Here is a 22,752-nt window from a genome sequence, read left to right on the forward strand (position 1 = left end):
TATTATTCCTCCTTAGTTACGCACGTCTCAATCCTGACCGCTGTCAATCAATTTTATATTTTTCCGTGGTTCTTTCCCTGAAAACTCCATGATCCCTTCAAAGATAGCTTCCGCGATCTTGCGCTGGTATTCACTGCTCCGCAGCAGCTCTGCCTCTTCCGGATTGGACAAGAATCCACATTCAATAATGGAAATCGGGCAAGTCACCTCCCGAAACAAAAAAACATCGGATTTCCCAAGAGCCGTCCGGTGGCCATCATCTGCCGCGGCGGAAGACACCTTTTTCTGAAGACATTCCGCCAACCGCCTGCTTTCGGACAGCACCTCCTCTTCACCTCCCGAATCGGGGTAAAATGCCTGCGCTCCCTTTACAGAAGGGTCCTCACGAAAGCTGTTCAGATGGATGCTTACCGCGGCTTCCGGCCGCATGTTCTGAATCATATCTCTTCTCGCTTTTAAGTCCTGCGTTTTTTTGCTCCGTATGGTTCCCCCGTTTTCCTTATAAAGTCCCTCGTCGGTTTCTCTGGTCATAACCACCTGCCAGCCTGCCTGCTGCGCCAGCGTCTTTACTTCCTGCGCAATCGCCAGATTGATACTCTTTTCGCACACACCTCTGCCGCTTTCCGCGCCGCCGTCAATGCCTCCATGTCCCGCGTCGATCAGAAGAACTTCACCGGACAAAACGCCCTGCACGCCTGCCGCGAGCCCTCCCCGCTGCAAGAAAAAAAATCCCGCAGCCACCAGAATCGCCAGGCAGATGCCTGTTCCGATCAGTTGTTTTTTCATATTTCCACCTCAAATTCGTTCAATCTCTCTTGAATTGTATGAATAAAAGATGGCAGTTATTCTACAGCAAACTAGTACGTGGTTACCCTATTATATAACAAACGGGTTTGTTTGGACAGTCTTACATTGACTTTTTTCTATAAATTATATTACAATCTTTTCATAAGTCAAAACTCAAAGAAATTTCTTTTCTATCAAGGAGATCATATGTCTACAATAAAGCTATATCAGCAGGATGTTTACTTAAAAGAATGCGAGGCAGTCATTCTGGAACTTCAGGAAGATCGAGTCGTTTTAGACCGGACAATCTTTTTCCCTACAGGTGGCGGACAAAGCTGTGATCTCGGATTTCTGGGAGGGCAGGAGGTTCTCGATGTGTCGGAAAAAGATGGCCTCATCTACCACCAGGTCCGCAGCGCCGCTTCTTTAAAAGAAGGAAGTAGAATTTTATGCCGCATTGACTGGGACAGGCGCTTCGATAATATGCAGCGTCACTGCGGGGAACACATTCTTTCGGGAATCTGTTACCGGGAGTTTGGCGGTATCAACCGCGGCTTTCACATGGGAGAAGATTACATGACCATAGATATTTCTCTGGAAGAAGATCCTTCCATTACAGAAATCACCTGGGAAATGGCGAAGCGCGCAGAGCTGTTCGCGAACCAGGTGATCTGGTCTGACGCTCCAGTTACAGTACGGCGTTTTCAAACCCGCCAGGAAGCGGAACAGCTGCCTCTCCGTAAAGCGCTTGCCATTGATGAAGAAATTTCCATCGTATGTGTAGGCGATATCCGAAACGCAGCCGATTGTGTAGCCTGCTGCGGCACTCACCCTTCTTCCGCCGGCCAAGTCGGTCTTGTGAAGATTTACAAAATCGAGCATTATAAAGGAATGTTCCGCATTTATTTTGAGGCCGGAAAACGCGCTCTGCTGGATTATGATAAGAAGCACGACCGGATCACGGAACTGGGAATCCACTTTTCTGCAGGAACCGATGATCTGTTAGACAAAGTCCTCGCCCAGGAGCAGCGCGCGAAAGCGGTAAAAGATGAACTGAACACGCTCCGTCAATCGGCAGTCGCCTCCAGAGCGGAAGAAATACGCGCCGTTCTCCGCAATGGGGACGAATCGGTGGTCTTCCGCCAGTACGACGACATGAAGACTGGAGATCTGTTCAACATTGGCAAGGCTCTTATTCAAGAATTGAACGCCCTACTTTTGATTTTGGCGCCCGCGGAGAAAACCCTTCTGCTCTTTTCCGGAGGGGATCCCGACTGCGGCAGTCTGGTAAAGGCAAACGTCTCTTCTTACGGCGGAAAGGGCGGCGGAAACCCGACCTCCGCAAGAGCTGTTTTTTCGAAGCAAGCGGCTCTGGATGAATTTATCCGTTTTCTCCGTTCCCGGTAATCGAAATGGAAAAGGAGCTACCGTGCTGTTTCCACGGCCGCTCCTTTTGTTTCTCTTTTATTCTATTTTCTTACATCTACATAGATCGTTTTATACTGCACGCCCCACTTCATGCAAGCGCCGGTAGAATTCATATACACATCGATGGTCTTTCCGTTGATATTTCCACCTGTATCTTCCGCTCTCGCGTAACCGTAGCCTTCCACATAGACTTTTGTTCCCAGAGGAATTACGCTGGGATCTACAGCGATGGCCCCAACTCTTGCCTTTGTTCCCATCGCGGTTCTTCCGCCCCCTGTGTAGGCATATGCCTTGACAGTAAACTTTTTCTTATACTGAAAGCCCTTGCCGCTTTCTTTTAACTTTATTTTTTTCGCTTTTGCGGATACTGCTTCCGAACTTGCGGAAAGTACTTTTTTTCCGTTCACCATTCGGTATGCCTTTACCTTATACTGCTGCTGTGTTCCGCCGGTAAGTCCGGAATGAGTAAAGCTAGTTGAGGACGCTTTCTTTACGACTTTAATCCTCTTGAACTTCTTCTGTCCTTTCCCCTCAGCATGATAGATATGGTAACCGTGGGCACCGTTCACTTTTTTCCAGGAAAGGCGGACGCGTTCTTCTCCCGCTTTCGCGGTCACATCCGTTTTTTCAGGTCTGGCCTTGCCTTTTACCTTGGAAGAAAATGAGCTCTTATATGAGCCGGAACGCGCCTTAATCTTGTAATAATACGCTTTTCCGGCGGTTACCTTCCGATCCCTGTAGGTCTTTTTTGTTCCCTTTACAGTAGCGATCTTTTTATAAGCGCCGTTTTTCTTCTTAGAACGATAAATTTCATATTTATCTGCGCCTGCTGATTTTTTCCAGCTAATCTGGATGCTGCCGACGCTCTTGGATCTGGCTTTCACTTTTGTTGGCGCGGTCAGGGTTACTCTCACACTGCAGGAGGCGGATTTTCCTTCTGACAAGGCTGTGATTACCGTTTTGCCCGCACCCCTTGCCGTCACTACACCGGATGAACTTACAACAGCTGCTTTGGGATTGGAAGATTTCCAGGTAACGGTTGTTCCAGTCGCTTTTGACGGCGCAATCGTAGCTCTCAGCTTTACCGTGTTTCCCACCTTCATGGAAACCGAACTCCGATTTAAACTTACGGATGAAACCGCGGTTGTCTGCGCTTTGTTTTCCTGGACTGTTTTTGTTTCCGTTCCCGCGGATTCCACCGCGTCCTGCTCTGCTGAGTCTCCAAAGACGGAAACCGGGGAAAAGACGGTAACTGCCATCATAGCCGCTACTGCCAGGGCCCCTGTTCTCTTTTTGATACGTATACTTGCTTCTTCTTTCATGCTCCCTCCTTTACGCTCTCTGCTAATCGCTGAGAATATAAATCGTTACATTTCGCACGCCCCAATTCAGGCATTCACTCTCTGTATTTTTGTACACATCAATGGTGTTCCCCTTGATATTTCCTCCGGTATCCTCAGCGGTAGCAAACCCATAGCCTTCCACATATACCTTTGTCCCCAGGGGGATCACACTGGGATCAACGGCAATGACTCCTTCTCTCGCGGTCGTCCCTGATGCGGTTGTGCCTTTTACGCAGTAAGAATAAGCTTTCACTGTAAATTTCTTTGTATATTCCGCGCCGGCAATCATTCCTCGTGTACTTTTCGCAACCACTTTTGTCTTTGGCTTGGTTACAGTCTCACGCTTTATCTCCTTCCGGCTGATCTCTTCGCCATCGGAATAGGTAATCTCATAGGTGACTCTGTCCTGTCCCTTTCTTCCCTTCTGCACAACTTTACTCGTTCCCGCCGGAAGACTACCATCGCCTGTTGTTTTTGTTTTAAAATCCGTGTCTACAAGAACCTCTTCCGTCCCGGTGGTAATCCGATTTATAACGATTTCCGTTCCGGCTGTCAGAGGTTCACTGAGAGAAGGCGTTACTTTATCAGCCTCCCCTACCTCCACATCATATTGCTCAAGCGCCTCTCCTATCGTCTGAGGCAGGGCGCGGAGTTCACGTTCTTTGCCGTCTGCCTGCAGGGTAAAGGGCAGTGATTTTATGATTTTCACTTCCGTCCCATCTGTAATCGTTGTATCCGCTTTCGGCGAAAGAGAGTCTTCCTTTACCAGATGAATTTCTTTTTCCTCCAGAAATTCATCTACCGTATAACTCTGAGTCTCACATTTGGATACCTGCCCATCTACAATCAAACGCACTTCCTTTGTTGTAAGCTGAGTCACCATAATCCATCCCAGCGTTACAACCAGCAGCAGAAGTCCAAGTGTCGCTATTAACATTTTATATTTTGCTAATATCTTTACCATTTCTATTTCCTGAATTCCTGCGACAAACAAAACACAGTGTACTCTACTACAATACACTGTGCACAAATTATTATAGCAAACTGAGTGAACATGTCAAGTTTTTGCCCCAACATCCATGTGGTTCCATTCCCATTTTTCATTGAAAATTCAACAAATATGCCCTCAAAAAACTTATTTTCCCTCTCCCTCCTCCCATACTATTTTCCCGCAAGATTGTATATTTTAGGTACTTTCCTCAACTATTTACTCTCTTTTTCTCCTTTTTAAGTTCCCGGACAGAAGTCCCGCGGTCCGGAGCGCGGAAGAACCGAAGGCTTTTCCGTTTACGGCAAGAATCAGCAGCAGAGCGCCTCCTTGCATGACCTGCCAGCCAGTCGGCATATCAATCGCTGCCCAAATCTGCGCGCAAAGTATGGTAAAACTTCCCAGAAGTCTTTTTTTATACAATCGAAAGGGAATCAGCGCCCTGGCGTTTTTGGCGCGCAATAAAAATACCACCAGATAACTTAGCATGGTCGCGATTGCCGCTCCCTGGACACCCATATCCGCCATGTCCGAAGGAATCAGCAGCGCGTTCAACAGCAGGTTAAGCCCCGCCCCCGCCATTGCTGTCCAGAAAGACAATAGACTCCTTTTTTCCACCACATAGACGCTTCCCATAAAGGTCACAAAAGCGGAAAAAATCATAGCCGCGGATAGCATGGGAATATACCGCCACGCTTCATGGTAACTCGGATCCGACAGCAGCCGGATCTCCCACTGAGAAAAAGCGATAATCACGCTGCCCGCCAGGAACATCACCGCGAGGAACGCGCTCCAGATCTGAGAAAAGAAACGCGCCTGCTCTCCTCGCTCCTTTCCCGCTTCCGATATGGCGGAAAAATGCCATGCTTCCAGGAAGATTCCGGAGACCAGACTAATCAGGGTAGGAATCTTGCAGGCCACCGCGTAAAGACCGTTGGCATCGCTTCCCAGAAAGGCTGTAATCATATATCGATCCGATACACTGGCAATCCACCAGAATACCGTAGTGGGAATGAGGGGAACGCTGTACCTAAGCATAAGCCGGAACGCCTGTCTCTCCGGATGAAAGGTTATATATCGCCACAGCTTCTCTTTCCATACCAGGTAGAGACTGCATAACAAATCCGCAAATACAATTGAGCAGATATAGCCGGTAATCCCCCATTGAAAGACTGCCAGAAAAAGAATATTCATCCCGATAACCAAAGCGGTATTCAGAACCCCCTGCCCCGCGAACAAAGCCGTTTTTCCCTGGGCACGGATAAATTGCGCGCATAAAGAATGATAGCACGAGGCGATGGTATACAGCGTCACCAGCCACATAGTTTCTCCGAAAGAAGGAATCCCGGACAGAAAGGGAGATACCGCTGTCAGAACCAGAGCGCCGGCGGAAATCGCCGCCGTCCCTACCGAAAATACGTTTTTGCGCCCGATCGGATCGTTTAAGGCAAACCGGAATACACTCTCTGTAATTCCCATGGAAATCAGTGGAAACAGCAGATTCGCCGTTTGTACGATCAAATCCGCTGTTCCGTAATCCGTAGGTGTAAGAACACCCGTATAAAACCGAACCATAAAGAAGCTTAAAAGCTTTGATCCAAATGTGCCGATGCTGATCAGAAACGTATTGTTCAGTAATGTTTTGTATTTGTCTGTTCTGTCCATGTACGCTTATCCCTATCCTGTCTGCCCGATTATTTGTCTCCCTCCAGAGGTTTCCCGCATCTGGAGCAATACTGATCTTCTTTCCCGCAGGTCTGTCCGCATTCCGCAGACAACCGCCCTCTGGTACAGCCACGCCGCTACAATCAGCCAGTAAGCCAGAAACAACAGCAAGCAGACCGCTCCATATATGAAAAACGCGACCTGCGCGCCGACAGACGGTTCTGTAATTGAGAGACCTTCCGGAAATTCCCCTTCCAGTTCCATCCCGCCCCGCAGATGTCCTCCCAACTCAACGATCTGCTTTTGAAGGCTAAGCCCTACCGCGGCGCCTCCCAGAATCACGACCGCGACCGCTGCCAGGAAAAATCGTTTAAAAAGCGCGGGGAAATCTTGCCACTTATAAAAAACCCCTTTTCTTCTTATTTCCATCGTTTTATTCTACAGACATTCACAAAGGATCTCGTAAATTTCATCCCTGATGGTTTGCCTGAATAATATCCTGCAGGGACACATGTTCGTTGCGGTAGCGCGCCTGCGGATTTTTTTCCGGAATTGTCAGCCCTATGGCTTTCTGCGGACAGGCATGGGCGCAGGCCAGACATGTCTGGCAGTTTCCCGGAGTAAATACCGCCCGGTTCTCTTTCAGTCGAATCGACGCGGACGGGCATACCTTTTCACAAACCCCGGCAGCCAGTTGTCCACCATCTGAATGACATTAATATAACGGACCGCAATCCCGCATTCATCGCACAGCTGCTTTGCCAGCTCCGCCGCTCCTCCATGCCGGTTTCCGTAAGTCAGCACCATGTAAAAATAGTCGGTGTGAAACGTTCCCCGCTTTAAAAACTCTTTTACCATCGGCGGCACTTCATGTCCGTAGATCGGCGCCGCGACTCCGATCCTTTCCGCGCTGAACTCCAGATTTTCCTGGTGAATCACCTGCGGAATACTGATCGGATGTTCTTCGATTTGTCTGGCAACAAACAGGCTGTTGCCGGTTCCTGTAAAATAAAACAGCATGGGTAACCTCCTTTAAATGGTTTTCTTTCAGGATCCGGATGTCAGCTGAAACGCGTCTACCCAGTCCCGAATTTCCTCTCCCGAGTCCGCCACACTTTCTCTTGAAATGGACAGACCCTCTGTAATAACCTCCGCGTCCGGCTGCAGCTGCGCAATGGTTTCTATATTAGAAGAGAATCCGCTGCCTCCGTGGGTAGTAAAGGGAATAATTGTTTTTCCATCACAGAACTCCTTTCTCTTGATGTACGTTCCATTTTGCACATTATGAGGTTTATTTCTTTTATGTTGTTTTTTCCTCATATCTGCATTATAATAGATACAACGATTCCATTCAATGGACATAAAAATTAATTTGCGTATTATGCCCCATATTATCCCTTTATGCGGCATAATCAGGAGGTGTATAAGCTATGGAGCAAAGAAAGAAAGAAGATCTGCGGGTAAAGAAGACGAAAGACGCGATTCACCGCACATTTAAAACCATGATCTGCGAGATGGATTATGACCAGATTACCATAAAAGAACTGACTGCCCGAGCGCAGATCAACCGCAAGACGTTTTATCTGCATTATAACAGCCTGGAAGATCTGCTCGCGGAGCTGCAGGACGAAATCGCCGATCATTTTATCAGCAGAAAGGTTTCTTACAGCAACATGAAGGATATCCGGGAGCTGATCCGTGTGTTCTTTGAGCAGGCCGCGAACATGCCGCTGCTCCACGAGAAACTGATGTGCAACGGCAGCTACCAGATGGTGTGGGAACGAATCAACAAAAAGATCATGGATCACAGAAAAGAAACGAATCGCGGAGCTTTCGGCCTTGATGAATACTCCGAAAATATGGTATTTGCCTTTTATGGAGCAAATTCCACCCTGCTGTACCGGCAATGGGTAGCGGACGGGAAAAAACTGCCCCTTGAGGATCTGATCGATATCGCGACAAAATTGATCTGCAGCGGCATGTCCAGTGTCGTAAAACAGGAAGGCTGAGGTGAGCGAAACCATGAAGACAAACCGGTATTATTCCATCGGACAGGCCAGCAAAATCTGTGATGTTTCCCCCCGGATGCTCCGTTATTACGAAGAAATCGGTCTGATTCACCCGGACAAAATTTCCGAGGAAACCCAACACAAAATCGAATACTACCATCAGCGTCTGGACAGTCTGAAAGGATGGTGCGGTCTGATTATTGAAGGAAAGGAAGCGCTGCGCCACAGGGCCTTTTCCCCGCACATTACCTATCTTCCCAAGCGACTGTATTTTTACTATGAAAGAGAACGCTCTCCGGAAGAAAAAAATTCTGAGATTTATATTGAAACCGAATATTTCACAAAATCCAAAAAGGATGGCCATTCTATGGTCGATGTAGGCGGAGCTTTCACCCTTTACTATCCTTCCTGGCGGGAGCGGATGGAGAATACATATACCCGGCAGACCCTGCTGCAGATTAGTACGAAAACAGCAGCAGTCTGGAAAATACCATTGAATTCGGCGGTTTTAACGCGGTATGCGCTTATCATATTGGAGATACCGACCAGATCCGCGATACCTATGAGAAACTGGTCGAGTGGTGTGAACGCCACATTTTCGCTCTCTGCGGAGACTGCCTCGAGCGGCAGGTTCTGGATATTTATTCCACGCGGGATCGGAGCCTGTTTGTGACAGAACTCCTGCTTCCTCTTGAAGAGGAGACCGATAACATGAAAATCATGAGCCGCTGGCAGCAAAAACTTTAACGTTATGTAAAAGTTTTATCCCTATTTTCGCCTTTTTATCCATTTTTTGTGTAAATTCAGCCAAAAATCCGAAAAAAAAAAGCGGGATAAGGATCTTCAGAAAACGATAAAACCACATCGGACTCTCTTGACTTTTACTTTGCGTCAACCCCTATAAATATGGTTGAAACACATATTTGAAAGGAGTTTTTATGTTAAACGTATCAAAGCCTGTTGCTTATGTGATTCTTGCCTTTTCAATCGTTTGCGAGATTATCGGAACCATCTGCCTGGAGGCCTGCAATGGTTTTGAAAACAAAACACTGACCGTTATTTTAATTCTGTGCTATCTGGTAGCATTCACGCTGTTTTCCAAGATCCTGCATATTATCGATCTTGCTGTCGGCTACGCTACCTGGACTGCCGCCGGCGCCATCGGCTGTTCGGTACTTGGACTGGTACTCTTTGATCAGGAGCTGAGTATCGCGGGATGGATCTCTATTTTCACGCTGGCGATCGGAGTCTTTCTCCTGAATCTTTTCGGAACACCAAAGGAGGATAAATAGCCATGGTATTTTCTTATTTTCTTTTGGCGATTTCCATTGCCTGTGAATTGGTCGCCGCGTCTGTAACGACTTCCAGCAAGGGATTTACGATATTAAAACCGACCATTATCTGTATCCTGGGATATGGCTTCAGCTACTATTTCTTCGGATTGTGCCTGTCGGATATTAATCTGGGCATCGGTTACGCCACCTGGGGCGCCACCGGCACCATTGTAACACCGATTGTCGGCTACTTTGTCTATAAGCAGAAAATAACGAAAACCGGAATCTTTGCCTTAATGCTGATTATTCTCAGCATTATCACTCTAAATCTTTTCGGTTAATTTGGAAAGATCCCCTGAAATGCCGAAATTCAGGGGATCTTTATTTTGTGAGTCCGGGCCTACAGCGCGGTCCCTTTTTTGGGGACGAAAAATTTGGATAGATCGACGCCTTCATGTTCCAGCAGCTTAATTTTCAAATCAATGCCTCCGGCGTAACCGGTCAGGCTTCCGTTGCTTCCCACCACCCGGTGGCATGGGATGATAATGGAAATCGGATTATGGCCGACCGCTCCGCCAACCGCCTGGGCGGACATAGTTTTCCGATTTCTCTGAGCCGCAATTTTTTTCGCGATTTCGCCGTAGGTCGTAACCTGTCCGTAAGGAATTTCGCACAAAATCTTCCAGACTGCCTGCCGGAACTCGCCTCCGATAGGAGCCAGCGGAAGCTCTGAAATTTCCGGCTTTTCGCCCGCGAAATATCGATCCAGCCATGCTCTCGCCGCGTCAAACACCGGCATATCGTCTTTGTGAATCATTTCTTCTTCGACCGTATCTTCATAGTACTTTTGATTTTCAATCCAAAGCCCCACCAGATGGTCTTCTTTGCATCCCAGTGTAATGAGTCCGATGGGTGAAGGGTAAAAGGTTTTATAAAACATGTTCTTCTCCTTTTCCAGGTTCATATTGGAATCAGCTCCAGCTCTCTTTCATAACCGACGCCCTGCCCTTTTCCTTATTATATCATAGGATCTGTAAAAAGCGTCCGTAACCGAAGATTTTATCGATTCCGAACGCTTTCCGCAGCAGGGCCATTTTCCATTTTTGCGAATCCATCAACGCGGGTCTCTCCGCCAAAAACCTTAAAAATGTCCAATCTGCAAAAAAATCCGATTTTGGACACGTTTTTCTGTTTCCGTATATTTATTACCCGTTTTTTCTCATAGGTTTTCAACGATTGCGGGCTGTTTGGTGAAAAATCCGCCCGGCGACAGCCGGTTCTTCAAAAAAAACGTGTCCAAATGGATGAAATTTTAAAAATTGGACAATTTTCAAGTATCCTGGCAAAGTTTTATTGAATTTTTATTCTTTCATTCAACTATCTATGCGTTCTCCAATGATTCTGCCGCTTTGTTAATACAGCTGATCGCGTTCAGGCTGCGCGGATATCCGATATACGGAAGACACTGCGAAACCACCCGAAGGAGAAACGCTTTATCATTTCCCATATTCATATTTCCCTGTGCGTGGCCGATCAGCTGCGGTTCACAGCCACACTGCGCCATCAGGAAGCAGAATGTAATCATTTCTCTCTGAGCCAGATCCAGCCCCGTCCTTGTATAATAATCGCCAAAGCAGTTTGCCGCCAGCCAGCGGTTGATATGGCCTTGTTTCCACGCGTCCTTCATGGGATCGCCGAAAATGTCCACCTGCGCCTGGGCGCCCTTTTCCAGCCGATCCTCCATCGTAGTAACAGCTTTTCCACTCGCCGGAAGGGCGATTCCCCTGTCGGAAAAGATTTCATTGGTGGCCTGCAGGAACGGCCACATTCTGCCCATCCCCAGATAGTCCACCGACTGATACACCGTCTCCTTGATCGCTTCCGGTTCCAGCCCGTCTTCCAGCGCTTTCGGCAACATCTCTTTATACAGGTCAATCCCCTGGCATCCGATTAAAGCGGCCAGTATGGCAAGCCACCTGGTTTTCGGCGGGAGCTGCTGTCCCTCTTCTTTCACGACCTCTTCAAATGCGAAATGATCCACCCGTTCCATAAATTCCGGGTCTGTCTCGTAATAATTCATCGTTACACCTCCTGAACAGTAAATTCTTAATTGGTATCTCTACCGTCAGTATAGGTTTCTCACCGCGGGATGTCAAGATATGCCCTGATACCTGTTTTGTATCCTGATTCATGTCCTAAAAGCATATCTGTTCCCACAGGCATCTGTCCGGTTTTCCACACAGTCAGACAGTGCAGAATTTCATTGGTTGTACGAAGAATATAGTATATATCATCCCCTTCCGACTTTCTCCGTTCCAGATACTGCTCATGCCTTTTCCGGAACAGCTCCCATGGACGCACTCCAGACAATATTCTGTCGCCAGCTTCTGGAATTTCTTCCGGTAAGACCGCAAAGCTCCGATGCAGCCGATGCTCGGCTATTTCCGTTCCATTCGTGAAAATGCGTTCCGGCGCACCTAAAAAAAACGCTCCCCGTTCCCGCAAAACGAACCGCGCCCCATTTACGTTTTGAAGAAAACGAAATTTTGGATTCTGGAACAAGTTCCCGCTGAACCGAAAATTTTTGTTTCAGCGCCTGTATCATCGGGGGGGCATCCGAAGCCGCGAGATAAGAGGAAAGCAGTCACCGGCTTCTTCCCGTGAAACCGCCCCGTCTTCTGTGGCTCCCACATATTAAATAGCAATCTGTAAACGGTGAATTACGGAGTTCACTTTACACAACGAAAAAGCCCCTGAACTCTGGCTGTAATAACCATTTTTCAAGGGCTTTGTTTTTAGTATTTCATTGAACATTTCGAATCAGTTTTCTTTGTTTTCCATACCAGTACATTTTCCTCAAAAGAAGCGCTGATCTTTTCGGTATCTTTCAGCCATGCAAGGTATGAACGTACAGTACTGCCGATAAGCGCATACTGGTCATAAGTCATGGCTATATTAAAACCCGTAAACAGATGCTTCAGTAAGGTTTCAAAGCTCATTGGCGTTCGTAGCAGGGACAGTATCCTAGATGACACAGTGTATACCTTTTCACGATTTATACTTACCAATCCACGTATATCTTCAACAGCTTCGGTATGTGACGGTACAAATACAGCCGCTTCCATAGTCTCCACTTTATCGAGAGTATCCAGATACTCTGCAATGTCATAAATAAAGCATATCTGATATCTTTCCAGAACTGCGCGGCTGCTAACGCAATCACCTAAAAAAACAACATCATCGGGAGTCCGGATACCGATCATATCAAAAAAGTGTCCGGGAAGCGGGATGCTCTCCAGCTCATTCGGAAAATCCGGGTCCCCAATATCGACTGCATTGCTTGGCTGTGCCAGCAGGAATTTGTCCCGAAACTCTTTGAATGGATATCCGCCATACAAAAATGATGGCTCTAAAACAGGATAATTTGTAAAGGCGGCCTCCAGACCTGATGTAAATATTTTACACCCTGTCTGCTGCTGCAAATAGGCGTTGCCTCCAATATGATCCGCATTAGAATGGGTATTGATGATGCCTTTAAGCTTCCATTTATTTTCATCCAGCACCTTTTTCATTATACGGCGTCCGGCATTTTTATCGTTCCCGCTGTCTATCAGATATACCTCATTCTCATTCGCTCTGTAAACACCTACTTTAACCGGATAATTGATATAATAGGTATTTTCCCCGACTTGGCATAGCTCAAACATAATAACCTCCTTCGTCCTTTGCTCTTCCATTTTAAGCCCGTTTTCTGATATGCTTGCCGAAGCTCCGTCACTCGGTTCATCCGTATTACGGTCTGATTCGAAACGTCCCGGGGAAACTCGCAGACACTGCAGCCTCCGCACATAGGGCTTTGGAATGGAAACGAATCGGGTGGATGAAAAACTGCAACTTCTCAAGTTATTGACAGTTAAAATATGATTGTCCGCGAATTTTCCCAAACGCAAAAAACCCTTGAAAAATCAGGATCACAAACCGTTTTTCAAGGGTTCTCGTCTTTTGTCTGATTCGGATATTATCATCCGAACCAAAGTTGTGCCAACAGTTTGAGATGGAGATTCGCGAAGCAAATACTCCCTACGACAGATTGCGCCGTAGATCGCCGGGATAGCTCTCCCTACTTTTTTGCCGCTGCCTGCTGTTTTGCTATTTTTTCACCACAGCTGCTTGCTGAAGTGCGAACACAGATAGTACCCATAACTTATCATATATCCCTTCAAACATCCATTTTCTAATAGATTATCTTTCTTTCCATATGTAACATCATTTCATCGCTTTATGCTCAATTCCCAATCACAGTAGTTGGGGCAGATGATTATGTATATCTTTGGTTGAAATTCTTTGTGTAATCATGATTTGAGAAGAGCATACAAACGCCGCCATGCTGCTGTTCTGTAACAATCCGGACAAGTGGCAGTTAGGTGCTTATACAAAAATCGGGTTCTTTGAAACCGACGCCGATCTGCTTTATCAGGATGAAATACATGGTTCTCTGATTGAACAGATCGATCAGATCATGGAAGTTCTCCATCTCAAATACATGAAGGCTAAAATCACTTATGAGGGCATGCAGAGGATTGAACGCTATTTTGTTCCTGATGAGGCATTAAGAGAAGCTTTACTGAATGCTCTATGTCATAAACAATATGAAAGCGGTATTCCGATTCAGATTAGTGTGTATGAAGACAGGCTCTATATTGCCAACTGCGGCAGACTGCCTGAAAACTGGACAATCGAAAATTTGATGACCAAACATGCTTCAAAGCCATATAATCCCGGAATTGCTAATGTATATTATCTCGCCGGCTTTATTGAAAACTGGGGTCGCGGTGTTGAAAAAATATGCAGTGCCTGCAAATCTTATGGCGCACCGCTTCCGGAATATACGGTAAATCCCGGCGATATTATGATCAAATTCACTGCTTCTGAAGACATGCTGATATCGAATACTTTAAAAGGGGTGACTGAAAGGGTGACTGTAAGGGTGACTGTAAAGGTGACTGAAAAAGAGCAGGAGGTTTTAAGTCTCCTTTGTTAAGATTTTTTATTTTCTTTACCAGGTTCGTATTTTCAATTTCCTCGATCCATCCATATCTGCTGTCCTGAAAATATCGTTCTTCATATGAAAACTCCTCTATAAACTTTAGCATCAAAGAATTTTGCTCTGGGCTTTTCCCTTCATTATATGGATAACTGACTTCCAGATACTGATTATGTCTGCAGAAAACCCGTTCTTTCTTAAAAAGCTCCCAATCAAAGCGTTTCATTTCTTCAATTGAGCTCTTATCCATTCCGGCTATTTCATATTCCTTCTCCAGCACTTCCCATTTCCTGATATATTTTTTCTTCTCTGTATTATAATTAAATTTCATTTCCTGACCTCCGAATTCCAAACTGTTCCAACTTGTTTGAAATCGGAGATCACGGATATTTCGCCATGTCAGGCTGCCATTTCCTTCTCACAGGGTGCTCCGTTCCGAGCCTCCCAACATAAGCGATCTGAAAAGGCAACAAAAAAACCTGACAAAACATATCCTGAAGCAGGATCACTTATGTTTTGCCAGGCTCTTAATGATTCTTTGTCAAGTACAGACCATTCACAAACTCTCGGATAGCAGCGCCGGCCTTAAGGGTTCCTGCCCAGTTCACCGGTTCTTCTGCTATTCTCATTATTCAGTTTTACTTTTCTTTTCCCTTATATTCAGCGACCGTTTCACACACACTCAGTGTACAGTCAACATGTTTGATATTTAAATAGCTCCCACATTTCCGTATACCCGCCTATCCTGTGGATCACATCCGTATATACGTCGATTGTGATTCCTTTTTCTTTTGCCGCTTGCATCATACTACGGTCAACAACTCTGGCCAGAGCTTCGATAAACTCCACAGAGCATCTTTCTGTTTCTTCACATTTTACAGCTTCGTTTTCTTTTCTTTTTCCTTCAAATGTAAACAGTAAATAGGTCGTGCATAGATAATAAGGATAAAAAGCATTAAAATGCCATACGTTATCACCAAAAAAGAAGGCGAGAATCCACTCCCAAATCGGATGGATCCTCACCCATAAAAATGAAGACTCGCTAATTCTTAATTACTTCTCCTACGACTATATACCATAAACACGCTTACAGCTGCTGCCATACCCATAATAGCAAGCATCGCTATTATATTGAAATCATCTCCCGTTTTAGCGTTGCTATCTTTAGGCTCATCTATAACAGGAATCGCTACAGCTGCCTTTTCATATCCACAAACTGTACACTCCTCATGTTTTGAACCCTCGACTGTTGTTGTTGCGTTCTTGTCTATCACCCACTTGAAAGTATGCGCCGCTATGCCCGTCTTGTCTCCACAAACTGTACACTCATGCCAGTGTCCATTCGCATCACTGCTCCACTTATCTGAGTATGAGTGACCTACAGGATCTTTATAATCATCCACATACGATGCCTTACATATTTCACAAGTGTATGTCGTATATCCTTTATCAGTGCAAGTAGGCTTTGTCACTACTGGAACATATACATGCCCCTCAACAGTAATTCTGACTGCAGCACTTTCTACGGTGGCTGTCTTGCTATTTGTATCTTTAGCCGTTACCTTTACGGTATAATTACCCGTGTCAGAAACATTCAGAGTATTCGTTGTAGCACCTTCTATTTCATTTCCATCCTTTATCCACTGATATGTATAATCAAGGTCATCAAGTTTATGAGTGACCTTTACTGTTAGTATTGCATCAGTATCTTCATGAGTGGTCGTCTTATCGGCTTCAACTGATACATTTGGATCATTTAACGACCATACAGCATATAACTTTGTCCTATTCTCAATCGTGTCGTTGTCAAAATCCCAAAGTTCCGTTTCGCCCTCTAAATGCCATCCGTCAAGTGTATATCCTATCTTTTCAGGAGCGGGAACATTGTTAGGATTAATAGTCTCTCCAATTATGACACCATGGCGATAATCAAGGTACTCTGTTCCATCTTCGTCATAGAAATATACAGGTTTTGCTTTCGCCCAAATAAGGCTCTGTCCCTCTATTTCTAAACCATCATAAATGTTTCCTGAATTAAAATGTTCAAGGTTCGGTGAGATTCCTACCGCATACTCTACAGCAGCGAGTCCCTCTATATTATTGCTCCTATTTATTTCGATTGAATTTATCGGTGTAAACGTATCTGTAACATGAATAACATATCCATCTTCGTAATCATTTTGGTAGAATACATCTCCGACGATTTCAGGGCTACCGCTTAACTCAAGTCTTGGATAAGCACTGCTTCCATTATATCCGTATATTCCTATAGCATGTCCTATATTTTCGTCAGTAGATACATTTTCCTTAATTGTTCCTCCTGAGATTTTGATATCTACAGGTCCAATATAAACGTATCCGAAAATTCCTGCGCCTGTCATTTTTGCTTCATTTCCTATAACAGAGCCTTTTTTCATTTCAAATTTAACGCCACCTTCAGCGACACTCTGCAAATATACACCTCCGCCATAGTATGTCGCTTTATTGCCGGAAATAGTTGTTCCGTCTAAAATAGCGGATACTACATCCTTTCCTCCAACAACAGCTATGCCTGCACCTTGTTCAGCAGTGTTTTCTCTTATCTCGCCGCCATTAAGGGTAACTGTACCTCTTTCACAGTATATTCCGCCTCCTAATGTCGATGCTATGTTTTCGGAAATGACACCTCCGTTTACTGTCGTTGTACCACAATTAAGTATGCCGCCGCCACCCCATCCGTTAGCACTACTATTATTTTTTATTTCACCACCATTCATTGTTAAGGTGGCATTATTATTTACATACACTGCAGAGGTTTTGTTATTTATAATTTTAGTACCATCTTCAATAACTGAGGATCCGCCATTAGTAATGAATACAAGATAACTGCCATAGCTAATCGATTCATTATTACCGTCTATCGTTGAGTCTAATATAGTAAGTTTGCCTCCATCAACAACGGAAAGCAGTATTCCATCAAATCCTTCTGCACGCTTTATGTTTGCGTTCTCCAATGTATACTCGGAATCGATCGTTACAGTACCACAAATATATATAGTTCCATTTTCGGAAACCAATTCAAGAGCTTTATCTAACGACTTCACGGCATTATCTTTATTCGCCCCATTATTATCATCATTACCGCTAGTGCCATTTAAAAATACTGTATTATTTTCGACAACAACATATTTACCATCTACTATCTCTACTTTTAATCCTTTGTCCAAATACTTCTCAATATTCTCAGTGTGAGTGCCTCCTTTAACTAAGAGAGGTGCTTCTGTCGGATCATTAGTTTGCCATTTACCTACCGTGTTTCCTCCCTCTACAGTGATTGATGACTTCACACCATTCGGTTGAACATTTTTATCTGCCTTAATTGCCGCTTTACCGCCACTGATCGTTCCATCCTTTACAACAATCGTTCCTCCACTGTTATAAACATATAATCCATATCCTGTGGATGTATAATTTCCAGAATCTATAGTCGCAATTCCATCCCAACTAACGCCTATGGCAGACGCAGAAAAATGACTTGGATTGCTACTATTTGTTACTTCAAATTCACAATTAGTAAATGTTGCATCCGATCCACAAACTTCAATACAAGGGCCTCCGCCAGCTGTTACCTGTACACCTTCAAAATTAAGCTTTGTGAGATACATAGTATCTGCAGCAAATGCCTGTCCTTCAGTGTTATAACTGCCGCCTTCGACATTCAATGTCATCACATCCGCTTCTGTCAAGAGAGTATTGGTGTCAAAAAATCTATTATTCGATGTCATATCAACATTGTTAAAAACTACTGAAGACCCTGAACCATCAACAGTTCCATTTCTAACTATCTTGACAAATGAGCCATTGTAAGTGTCACCACTATATGTACCGCCATTCAATGTCACATTGCTTACACCCATTATTTTTATAAACCCATAGGAGTTATTATTACTGTCAGGTATTAGCATGCCGCTTCCTTCGACAGTCCCGTTCACAATAAGTTCAGAGCCGATAACGTGTATAGCTCTTTCAGTCTGAATGTTATTCGTGACTGTATAACCAGCCAAATCAAGGGTTATCTTCTTTCCATTCTTTATTTCAACTATATTGTTAAGCGATATGTTGGCTCCTAATGTTATAGTTGTACTATCATTATCTGAAATTGATTCGATTGCGTCACGAAGCTCTTGTTCACTAGATACAACGCTATTAGTAGTTGTTACGTCAGCATCATAGTTCGCATTATTTTCTGTTTCTGTTTTATTTTCTACAGAGTCTTTTGCATTCTCCTTCTCTATTTCATCTTCTTTACTCGGCAAAGTTTTGTCATTCGGAGTTTCGTTATCCTCTTCTGACACTAGATTATTCTGCTGATTCTCTATCGTGCTGATTTCATCACCAAAGGAGATACTTGGTATCATAGTAAATACAAGCATCATAGATAGAATTATCGCTATGCTTTTATGTCTAAACATAACACTCCCCCATTTTATAATTATTATAAAAACGATAACTATAATTATAATACAACTATATCACGTTATCCCCCCCCCGTCAATGAGGAGTGTTATCCGTTCCTATTTTATGAGTAAACGGTAAATAGGTGTGGGCAGGCGACATGGCAGAACTGGAGTAGTATCATTTAAATGCAGTCGTTAAATCCACCAAAAGATGATAATATATCATTAAGGAAGGTGGAGACATGCAATACGATAAGGAATTCAAACTACAGGCTCTTGAACTGTCCGATGAAATTGGCGTCAAGGTAGCTGCAGATCAACTCGGCATCAAGTATTACACACTTGCCGACTGGCGTCGTCAGCGCAAGGCTCGCGGCGAAGAAGCTTTCGTTGGCAGTGGTAACAAAATGATGCCGCTCAGCGAGAAGGATCGTCGCATTAAGGAACTGGAAGCGGAACTTCGGGAAACCAAGCGAGCGAACGATATACTCAAGGAGGCTCTCGGTTTTTTCGCACAAAGCCGACAGAAGTGAGAGCTCGGAAACGTTTTGAGTTCATTAGCGAATACAGCAGCAGATGGCCTGTAAGCGTTATGTGCGATGTCCTGCACGTGAGCGAGACCGGTTATTACAGATTCAAAAGAAATCTCGGCAATCCCAGCAAGGACGCTGTTCTTTCGGCAGTTATGCAGGAAATACTCGATGAGTATATATACAACGATAACTACGGTGTAGATCGAATGCAGATAGCACTTCGAAATCTCGGGTACAAGGTTGGCAAGCGCAGGATAGCCAGAATCATGAAGGAAAATGGTTGGCTTCATGAACGTAAGCGCCGTCCGAAAGGCTTAACCAAGGCAACTACTGAAATACAGGAGAAGGAAAACCTAATCAAACAAGATTTCAGGTCAGATCGGCCGTATCAGAAGTTGCTTACCGACATATCTCAGATATCGTGCCGTGACGGCAAACTATACATATCTCCAATAATGGATTGCTTTAACGGAGAAATACTTTCTCTGGTAATGCGAAGCAATATGTGCAAAGAACTGTGCATTGATACATTCAATGCAGCAGCCAAAAGGTTTCCTTTGAACGGAGCCATACTCCATTCAGATCGCGGAAGCCAGTATACAAGTGAAACATTCCGTGAAGAACTCAATAATGCAGGTGTTCTGCAGAGCCTCAGTGGCGTTAACCGCTGCTTTGATAACGCCGGGATGGAAAGCTTCTTCGCTACTCTCAAGAAGGAACTCCTCTACAGGATTCCAACATACAAGATGAAGATGGAAGAAGTTAAAGTAATTGTTTTCAGATATGTCTTTATCTACTACAACCGGATAAGGATATACACTTCAAATCCGGATGGCCTCCCGCCAGCAGCTTACAGGAGACGTCTGGAACAACCGTTAGCAGAAGCTGCTTAATTTTGTGGGTTTAAAGACTGCACAAATATTGACAACTCCAACCCCCCAAAAAGAAACGCTACGCAAACTTTTCGTTCTTTTTCGGAAAAATGAAGCGAAGTTTAAAAACGCATTTGGGACAGCGTTTTGTCCCAACCGCTGTCCCAAAAAATCCCCCAAATCACCCTGTTATTTGCGCTAAATTATGATAATCTGCGAACTTCTCCCAAACGTAAAAAACCCTTGAAAAATCAGGATCTAAGACCGTTTTTCAAGGGTTCTCGTCTTTTGTTTACTTCTTCATCTGTTTTGCTACTTTTTCGCCGCTGCCTGCTGAGCCGCTACTTCAGCCGCGAAGTCTTCTTCTTTCTTTTCGATTCCTTCGCCGACTTCGTAACGGATCATTTCCGCTACTTTCATATCTTTACCCAGCTCTTTGCCTGCTTCCGCAACGTACTGCGCTACCGTCAGGTCGCCGTTTTTAACGAATTTCTGGTCAACCAGGCATACTTCCTTCAGGATTGCCTTTACTTTGCCCGGAATGATTCTTTCCAGCAGATTTTCCGGTTTGCCTTCATTCAGCAGCTGCTGTTTTGCGATTTCCTTTTCGGATTCCAGCCATGCCGGATCTACCTGAGTTTCGTCCAGGAATTTCGGATTCATGGACGCAACCTGCATTGCCACGTCTTTTCCTGTTACCTGAATTTCATCCGCAGTCGCTTCTGTTTCCAGTCCCACGATAACGCCGATGGTGCCGCCGCCGTGGATATATCCGGTGTAAACAACGCCCGGTGTGTTCAGCTTCTGGAATCTGCGGATATTCATGTTCTCGCCGATAGTAGCGATCTTGTTGTTGAGAGCGTCCTGCACGGTTCCTTCGCCTTCATACGGAAGAGCCATGAACGCGTCCATATCCGCGGCGTCGGATTCCAGCGCCATCTTTGCCAGTGTATCTACAAAGTTAATGAATTCTTCGTTTTTTGCGACAAAGTCAGTCTCGGAGTTTACTTCTACAATTGCCGCCGCTTTTCCATCTGCGGAGAACGCGGTTTTTACCAGTCCCATCGCCGCGATTCTTCCTGCTTTTTTCGCAGCTTTGGCAAGACCTTTCTCTCTTAAGAGTTCTACCGCTTTATCAATATCGCCGTCCGTTTCGACCAGTACTTTCTTACAGTCCATCATACCTGCGCCTGTCATTTCGCGCAGCTGTTTTACTAATTGTGCTGTTACAGCCATGTGTTTCTCCTCCTCAATTATTCTTCCGTATCTGCCGCTTCCTCAGCTTCGCCTTCTGCTGCCTTTACAGCAGCCTCTTCCTCTGCTACTTCCTGCTCCGCGGCTTCTGTGGAACCTTCCGTTTCGCCTTCATCAAAGCTTTCACCCTGTTTTGCTTCGATAATCGCGTCAGCCATCTTGCCCGCAATCAGTTTTACCGCGCGGATCGCGTCGTCGTTAGCCGGGATAATATAATCCACATCGTCCGGATCACAGTTTGTATCTACAATTCCCACTACAGGGATCCCCAGAATTCTCGCTTCTTTTACCGCGATCTTTTCTTTCTTCGGATCAACAACGAAAACAGCGCCCGGCATTCCCTTCATATCTTTAATTCCGCCCAGGAATTTTTCCAGCTTTTCCAGTTCCAGTCTCAGTTTGCTGACTTCCTTTTTGGAAAGCTTTTCAAAAGTCCCGTCTTCTTCCATCGCCTGAATGTCACGCAGTCTCTTGATTCTTGCGGAAATGGTTTTGTAGTTGGTCAGCATACCGCCCAGCCATCTCTGGTTTACATAGAACTGTCCGCATCTTTTCGCCTCGTCTACGATTGCGGCCTGCGCCTGCTTCTTTGTTCCTACGAACAGAATCGGCTTTCCGGATTCTGCCACTTCCTTCATAAAGTCATAGGCTTCTTCGATCTTCTTTACTGTTTTCTGCAGGTCGATGATATAGATCCCGTTTCTTTCCGTAAAGATGTACGGAGCCATTTTCGGGTTCCATCTTCTGGTCTGGTGTCCAAAATGCACACCTGCTTCAAGCAACTGTTTCATTGAAATTACTGACATATTCTTTTCCTCCTGGTTTTCTGCCTCCACCGCATGTCGCCCTAAAAGAAACCGGAAATTCCGGCACCGCTTTTAAGTGATGCGGTGTGCGTATTTAAATAATTTTTTCCGTTCTGTAAAACTGGACAGAACCGTTAAATATGATACTACATATTCGTTGAAATTGCAAGGCATTTTCGTAAAAATTACTAATTTTATGGTTCACATATGATAATGTCTTAGTATACCACAAAAGAAAATGTCCCGAATGTGGTATAATTATCCTCCTATGAGACTTATGAACAGGAGGAAATCATTATCAGAAAGGTAGAACT

General features: G+C 45.0%; 24 protein-coding genes. 8 read left to right on the forward strand and 16 right to left on the reverse strand.

The window, feature by feature from the left end:
• Window positions 1–27: 27 nt before the first annotated feature.
• On the reverse strand, window positions 28–786 hold the full coding sequence (locus H9L42_RS13415) for an N-acetylmuramoyl-L-alanine amidase (protein WP_187303918.1): 759 nt from the start codon (window positions 784–786) through the stop codon (window positions 28–30).
• A gap of 78 nt (window positions 787–864) precedes the next feature.
• Here H9L42_RS13415 and H9L42_RS13420 point away from each other — a divergent pair, with 78 nt between their 5' ends.
• Window positions 865–2,193 (forward strand): alanyl-tRNA editing protein, encoded by a 1,329-nt coding sequence (locus H9L42_RS13420; RefSeq protein WP_346726323.1) that lies wholly within the window; start codon window positions 865–867, stop codon window positions 2,191–2,193.
• A 62-nt stretch (window positions 2,194–2,255) separates the two neighbouring features.
• Here the strand turns inward: H9L42_RS13420 and H9L42_RS17195 are convergent, their stop codons facing one another.
• The 7 genes from H9L42_RS17195 to H9L42_RS13450 form a co-directional block, all read right to left on the reverse strand.
• Window positions 2,256–3,536: a 3D domain-containing protein gene (locus H9L42_RS17195; protein ID WP_187303920.1), complete on the reverse strand. Its 1,281-nt coding sequence runs from the start codon at window positions 3,534–3,536 to the stop codon at window positions 2,256–2,258.
• A 22-nt stretch (window positions 3,537–3,558) separates the two neighbouring features.
• A complete protein-coding gene (locus tag H9L42_RS17200) occupies window positions 3,559–4,521 on the reverse strand; it encodes a 3D domain-containing protein (RefSeq protein ID WP_187303921.1) in 963 nt (320 codons plus the stop codon).
• A gap of 243 nt (window positions 4,522–4,764) precedes the next feature.
• A complete protein-coding gene (locus H9L42_RS13435; protein ID WP_187303922.1) occupies window positions 4,765–6,210 on the reverse strand; it encodes a lipopolysaccharide biosynthesis protein in 1,446 nt (481 codons plus the stop codon).
• A 12-nt stretch (window positions 6,211–6,222) separates the two neighbouring features.
• The gene (locus tag H9L42_RS13440) at window positions 6,223–6,639 is read right to left on the reverse strand and encodes a hypothetical protein (protein ID WP_187303923.1); all 417 of its coding nucleotides are present in this window, start codon (window positions 6,637–6,639) and stop codon (window positions 6,223–6,225) included.
• Between the two features lie 40 nt (window positions 6,640–6,679).
• Window positions 6,680–6,904: a 4Fe-4S dicluster domain-containing protein gene (locus tag H9L42_RS17080; RefSeq protein WP_346726325.1), complete on the reverse strand. Its 225-nt coding sequence runs from the start codon at window positions 6,902–6,904 to the stop codon at window positions 6,680–6,682.
• The gene (locus tag H9L42_RS13445; RefSeq protein WP_243235789.1) at window positions 6,853–7,230 is read right to left on the reverse strand and encodes an EFR1 family ferrodoxin; all 378 of its coding nucleotides are present in this window, start codon (window positions 7,228–7,230) and stop codon (window positions 6,853–6,855) included. The genes H9L42_RS17080 and H9L42_RS13445 overlap by 52 nt, the downstream gene beginning before the upstream one ends.
• A 27-nt stretch (window positions 7,231–7,257) precedes the next feature.
• Window positions 7,258–7,491 carry a flavodoxin gene (locus H9L42_RS13450; RefSeq protein ID WP_187303924.1) on the reverse strand — a complete coding sequence of 78 codons (234 nt, stop codon included), beginning with the start codon at window positions 7,489–7,491 and terminating at the stop codon, window positions 7,258–7,260.
• Between the two features lie 149 nt (window positions 7,492–7,640).
• Between H9L42_RS13450 and H9L42_RS13455 the strand changes: the two genes are divergently transcribed.
• The 4 genes from H9L42_RS13455 (at window position 7,641) to H9L42_RS13470 (ending at window position 9,834) form a co-directional block, all read left to right on the forward strand.
• Complete coding sequence (locus tag H9L42_RS13455; RefSeq protein WP_187303925.1) at window positions 7,641–8,219, forward strand: TetR/AcrR family transcriptional regulator; 579 nt, start codon at window positions 7,641–7,643, stop codon at window positions 8,217–8,219.
• A gap of 1 nt (window position 8,220) precedes the next feature.
• On the forward strand, window positions 8,221–8,892 hold the full coding sequence (locus tag H9L42_RS13460) for a MerR family DNA-binding transcriptional regulator (protein WP_187303926.1): 672 nt from the start codon (window positions 8,221–8,223) through the stop codon (window positions 8,890–8,892).
• 265 nt (window positions 8,893–9,157) lie between these two features.
• Window positions 9,158–9,511, forward strand: a complete 354-nt coding sequence (locus H9L42_RS13465) for a DMT family transporter (RefSeq protein WP_187303927.1) — start codon at window positions 9,158–9,160, stop codon at window positions 9,509–9,511.
• Between the two features lie 2 nt (window positions 9,512–9,513).
• Window positions 9,514–9,834, forward strand: coding sequence for a DMT family transporter (locus H9L42_RS13470; protein ID WP_187303928.1), 321 nt, complete (start codon window positions 9,514–9,516; stop codon window positions 9,832–9,834).
• Window positions 9,835–9,893: 59 nt separating this feature from the next.
• Here the strand turns inward: H9L42_RS13470 and H9L42_RS13475 are convergent, their stop codons facing one another.
• From H9L42_RS13475 to H9L42_RS13490, 4 genes are all read right to left on the reverse strand, one after another.
• A complete protein-coding gene (locus tag H9L42_RS13475) occupies window positions 9,894–10,433 on the reverse strand; it encodes a methylated-DNA--[protein]-cysteine S-methyltransferase (RefSeq protein WP_187303929.1) in 540 nt (179 codons plus the stop codon).
• Window positions 10,434–10,874: 441 nt separating this feature from the next.
• Entirely contained in the window at window positions 10,875–11,573 is a 699-nt protein-coding gene (locus H9L42_RS13480) for a carboxymuconolactone decarboxylase family protein (RefSeq protein ID WP_187303930.1), read from the reverse strand.
• A 59-nt stretch (window positions 11,574–11,632) separates the two neighbouring features.
• On the reverse strand, window positions 11,633–11,998 hold the full coding sequence (locus tag H9L42_RS13485; RefSeq protein WP_187303931.1) for a hypothetical protein: 366 nt from the start codon (window positions 11,996–11,998) through the stop codon (window positions 11,633–11,635).
• Window positions 11,999–12,288: 290 nt separating this feature from the next.
• Entirely contained in the window at window positions 12,289–13,230 is a 942-nt protein-coding gene (locus H9L42_RS13490; protein ID WP_346726324.1) for an MBL fold metallo-hydrolase, read from the reverse strand.
• A 647-nt stretch (window positions 13,231–13,877) separates the two neighbouring features.
• On the opposite strand from H9L42_RS13490, the gene H9L42_RS13495 reads away from it, so the two are divergent.
• The gene (locus H9L42_RS13495) at window positions 13,878–14,534 is read left to right on the forward strand and encodes an ATP-binding protein (protein WP_187303932.1); all 657 of its coding nucleotides are present in this window, start codon (window positions 13,878–13,880) and stop codon (window positions 14,532–14,534) included.
• 696 nt (window positions 14,535–15,230) lie between these two features.
• On the opposite strand, the gene H9L42_RS13500 is transcribed toward H9L42_RS13495, so the two are convergent.
• Window positions 15,231–15,386 (reverse strand): hypothetical protein, encoded by a 156-nt coding sequence (locus H9L42_RS13500; RefSeq protein ID WP_187303933.1) that lies wholly within the window; start codon window positions 15,384–15,386, stop codon window positions 15,231–15,233.
• A 200-nt stretch (window positions 15,387–15,586) separates the two neighbouring features.
• A complete protein-coding gene (locus H9L42_RS13505; protein WP_187303934.1) occupies window positions 15,587–18,988 on the reverse strand; it encodes an autotransporter outer membrane beta-barrel domain-containing protein in 3,402 nt (1,133 codons plus the stop codon).
• A 227-nt stretch (window positions 18,989–19,215) separates the two neighbouring features.
• On the opposite strand from H9L42_RS13505, the gene H9L42_RS13510 reads away from it, so the two are divergent.
• A complete protein-coding gene (locus H9L42_RS13510; protein WP_187303935.1) occupies window positions 19,216–19,506 on the forward strand; it encodes a transposase in 291 nt (96 codons plus the stop codon).
• On the forward strand, window positions 19,503–20,399 hold the full coding sequence (locus H9L42_RS13515; RefSeq protein WP_187303936.1) for an IS3 family transposase: 897 nt from the start codon (window positions 19,503–19,505) through the stop codon (window positions 20,397–20,399). Before H9L42_RS13510 ends, H9L42_RS13515 begins: the two co-directional genes overlap by 4 nt.
• Before the next feature lie 291 nt (window positions 20,400–20,690).
• Here H9L42_RS13515 and tsf read toward each other — a convergent pair whose 3' ends face one another.
• Together tsf and rpsB are read right to left on the reverse strand one after the other, a co-directional pair.
• Entirely contained in the window at window positions 20,691–21,614 is a 924-nt protein-coding gene (gene tsf / locus H9L42_RS13520) for a translation elongation factor Ts (protein ID WP_187303937.1), read from the reverse strand.
• 17 nt (window positions 21,615–21,631) lie between these two features.
• Complete coding sequence (gene rpsB, locus H9L42_RS13525; RefSeq protein ID WP_187303938.1) at window positions 21,632–22,438, reverse strand: 30S ribosomal protein S2; 807 nt, start codon at window positions 22,436–22,438, stop codon at window positions 21,632–21,634.
• Window positions 22,439–22,752 lie beyond the last annotated feature (314 nt).

Source organism: Zhenpiania hominis, from assembly GCF_014333425.1.
GTDB classification, from domain to species: Bacteria; Bacillota; Clostridia; order Peptostreptococcales; family Anaerovoracaceae; genus Hominibacterium; species Hominibacterium hominis.

Excerpts from the sequence above, each read along its gene's own strand:
- H9L42_RS13415 (WP_187303918.1), bottom strand. The coding sequence starts at position 786 with ATGAAAAAACAACTGATCGGAACAGGCATCTGCCTGGCGATTCTGGTG.
- H9L42_RS17195 (WP_187303920.1), bottom strand. The coding sequence starts at position 3,536 with ATGAAAGAAGAAGCAAGTATACGTATCAAAAAGAGAACAGGGGCCCTG.
- H9L42_RS17200 (WP_187303921.1), bottom strand. The coding sequence starts at position 4,521 with ATGGTAAAGATATTAGCAAAATATAAAATGTTAATAGCGACACTTGGA.
- H9L42_RS13435 (WP_187303922.1), bottom strand. The coding sequence starts at position 6,210 with ATGGACAGAACAGACAAATACAAAACATTACTGAACAATACGTTTCTG.
- H9L42_RS13440 (WP_187303923.1), bottom strand. The coding sequence starts at position 6,639 with ATGGAAATAAGAAGAAAAGGGGTTTTTTATAAGTGGCAAGATTTCCCC.
- H9L42_RS13445 (WP_243235789.1), bottom strand. The coding sequence starts at position 7,230 with ATGCTGTTTTATTTTACAGGAACCGGCAACAGCCTGTTTGTTGCCAGA.
- H9L42_RS13455 (WP_187303925.1), top strand. The coding sequence starts at position 7,641 with ATGGAGCAAAGAAAGAAAGAAGATCTGCGGGTAAAGAAGACGAAAGAC.
- H9L42_RS13465 (WP_187303927.1), top strand. The coding sequence starts at position 9,158 with ATGTTAAACGTATCAAAGCCTGTTGCTTATGTGATTCTTGCCTTTTCA.
- H9L42_RS13470 (WP_187303928.1), top strand. The coding sequence starts at position 9,514 with ATGGTATTTTCTTATTTTCTTTTGGCGATTTCCATTGCCTGTGAATTG.
- H9L42_RS13475 (WP_187303929.1), bottom strand. The coding sequence starts at position 10,433 with ATGTTTTATAAAACCTTTTACCCTTCACCCATCGGACTCATTACACTG.
- H9L42_RS13480 (WP_187303930.1), bottom strand. The coding sequence starts at position 11,573 with ATGAATTATTACGAGACAGACCCGGAATTTATGGAACGGGTGGATCAT.
- H9L42_RS13490 (WP_346726324.1), bottom strand. The coding sequence starts at position 13,230 with ATGGAAGAGCAAAGGACGAAGGAGGTTATTATGTTTGAGCTATGCCAA.
- H9L42_RS13495 (WP_187303932.1), top strand. The coding sequence starts at position 13,878 with ATGCTGCTGTTCTGTAACAATCCGGACAAGTGGCAGTTAGGTGCTTAT.
- H9L42_RS13505 (WP_187303934.1), bottom strand. The coding sequence starts at position 18,988 with ATGTTTAGACATAAAAGCATAGCGATAATTCTATCTATGATGCTTGTA.
- H9L42_RS13510 (WP_187303935.1), top strand. The coding sequence starts at position 19,216 with ATGCAATACGATAAGGAATTCAAACTACAGGCTCTTGAACTGTCCGAT.
- tsf (WP_187303937.1), bottom strand. The coding sequence starts at position 21,614 with ATGGCTGTAACAGCACAATTAGTAAAACAGCTGCGCGAAATGACAGGC.
- rpsB (WP_187303938.1), bottom strand. The coding sequence starts at position 22,438 with ATGTCAGTAATTTCAATGAAACAGTTGCTTGAAGCAGGTGTGCATTTT.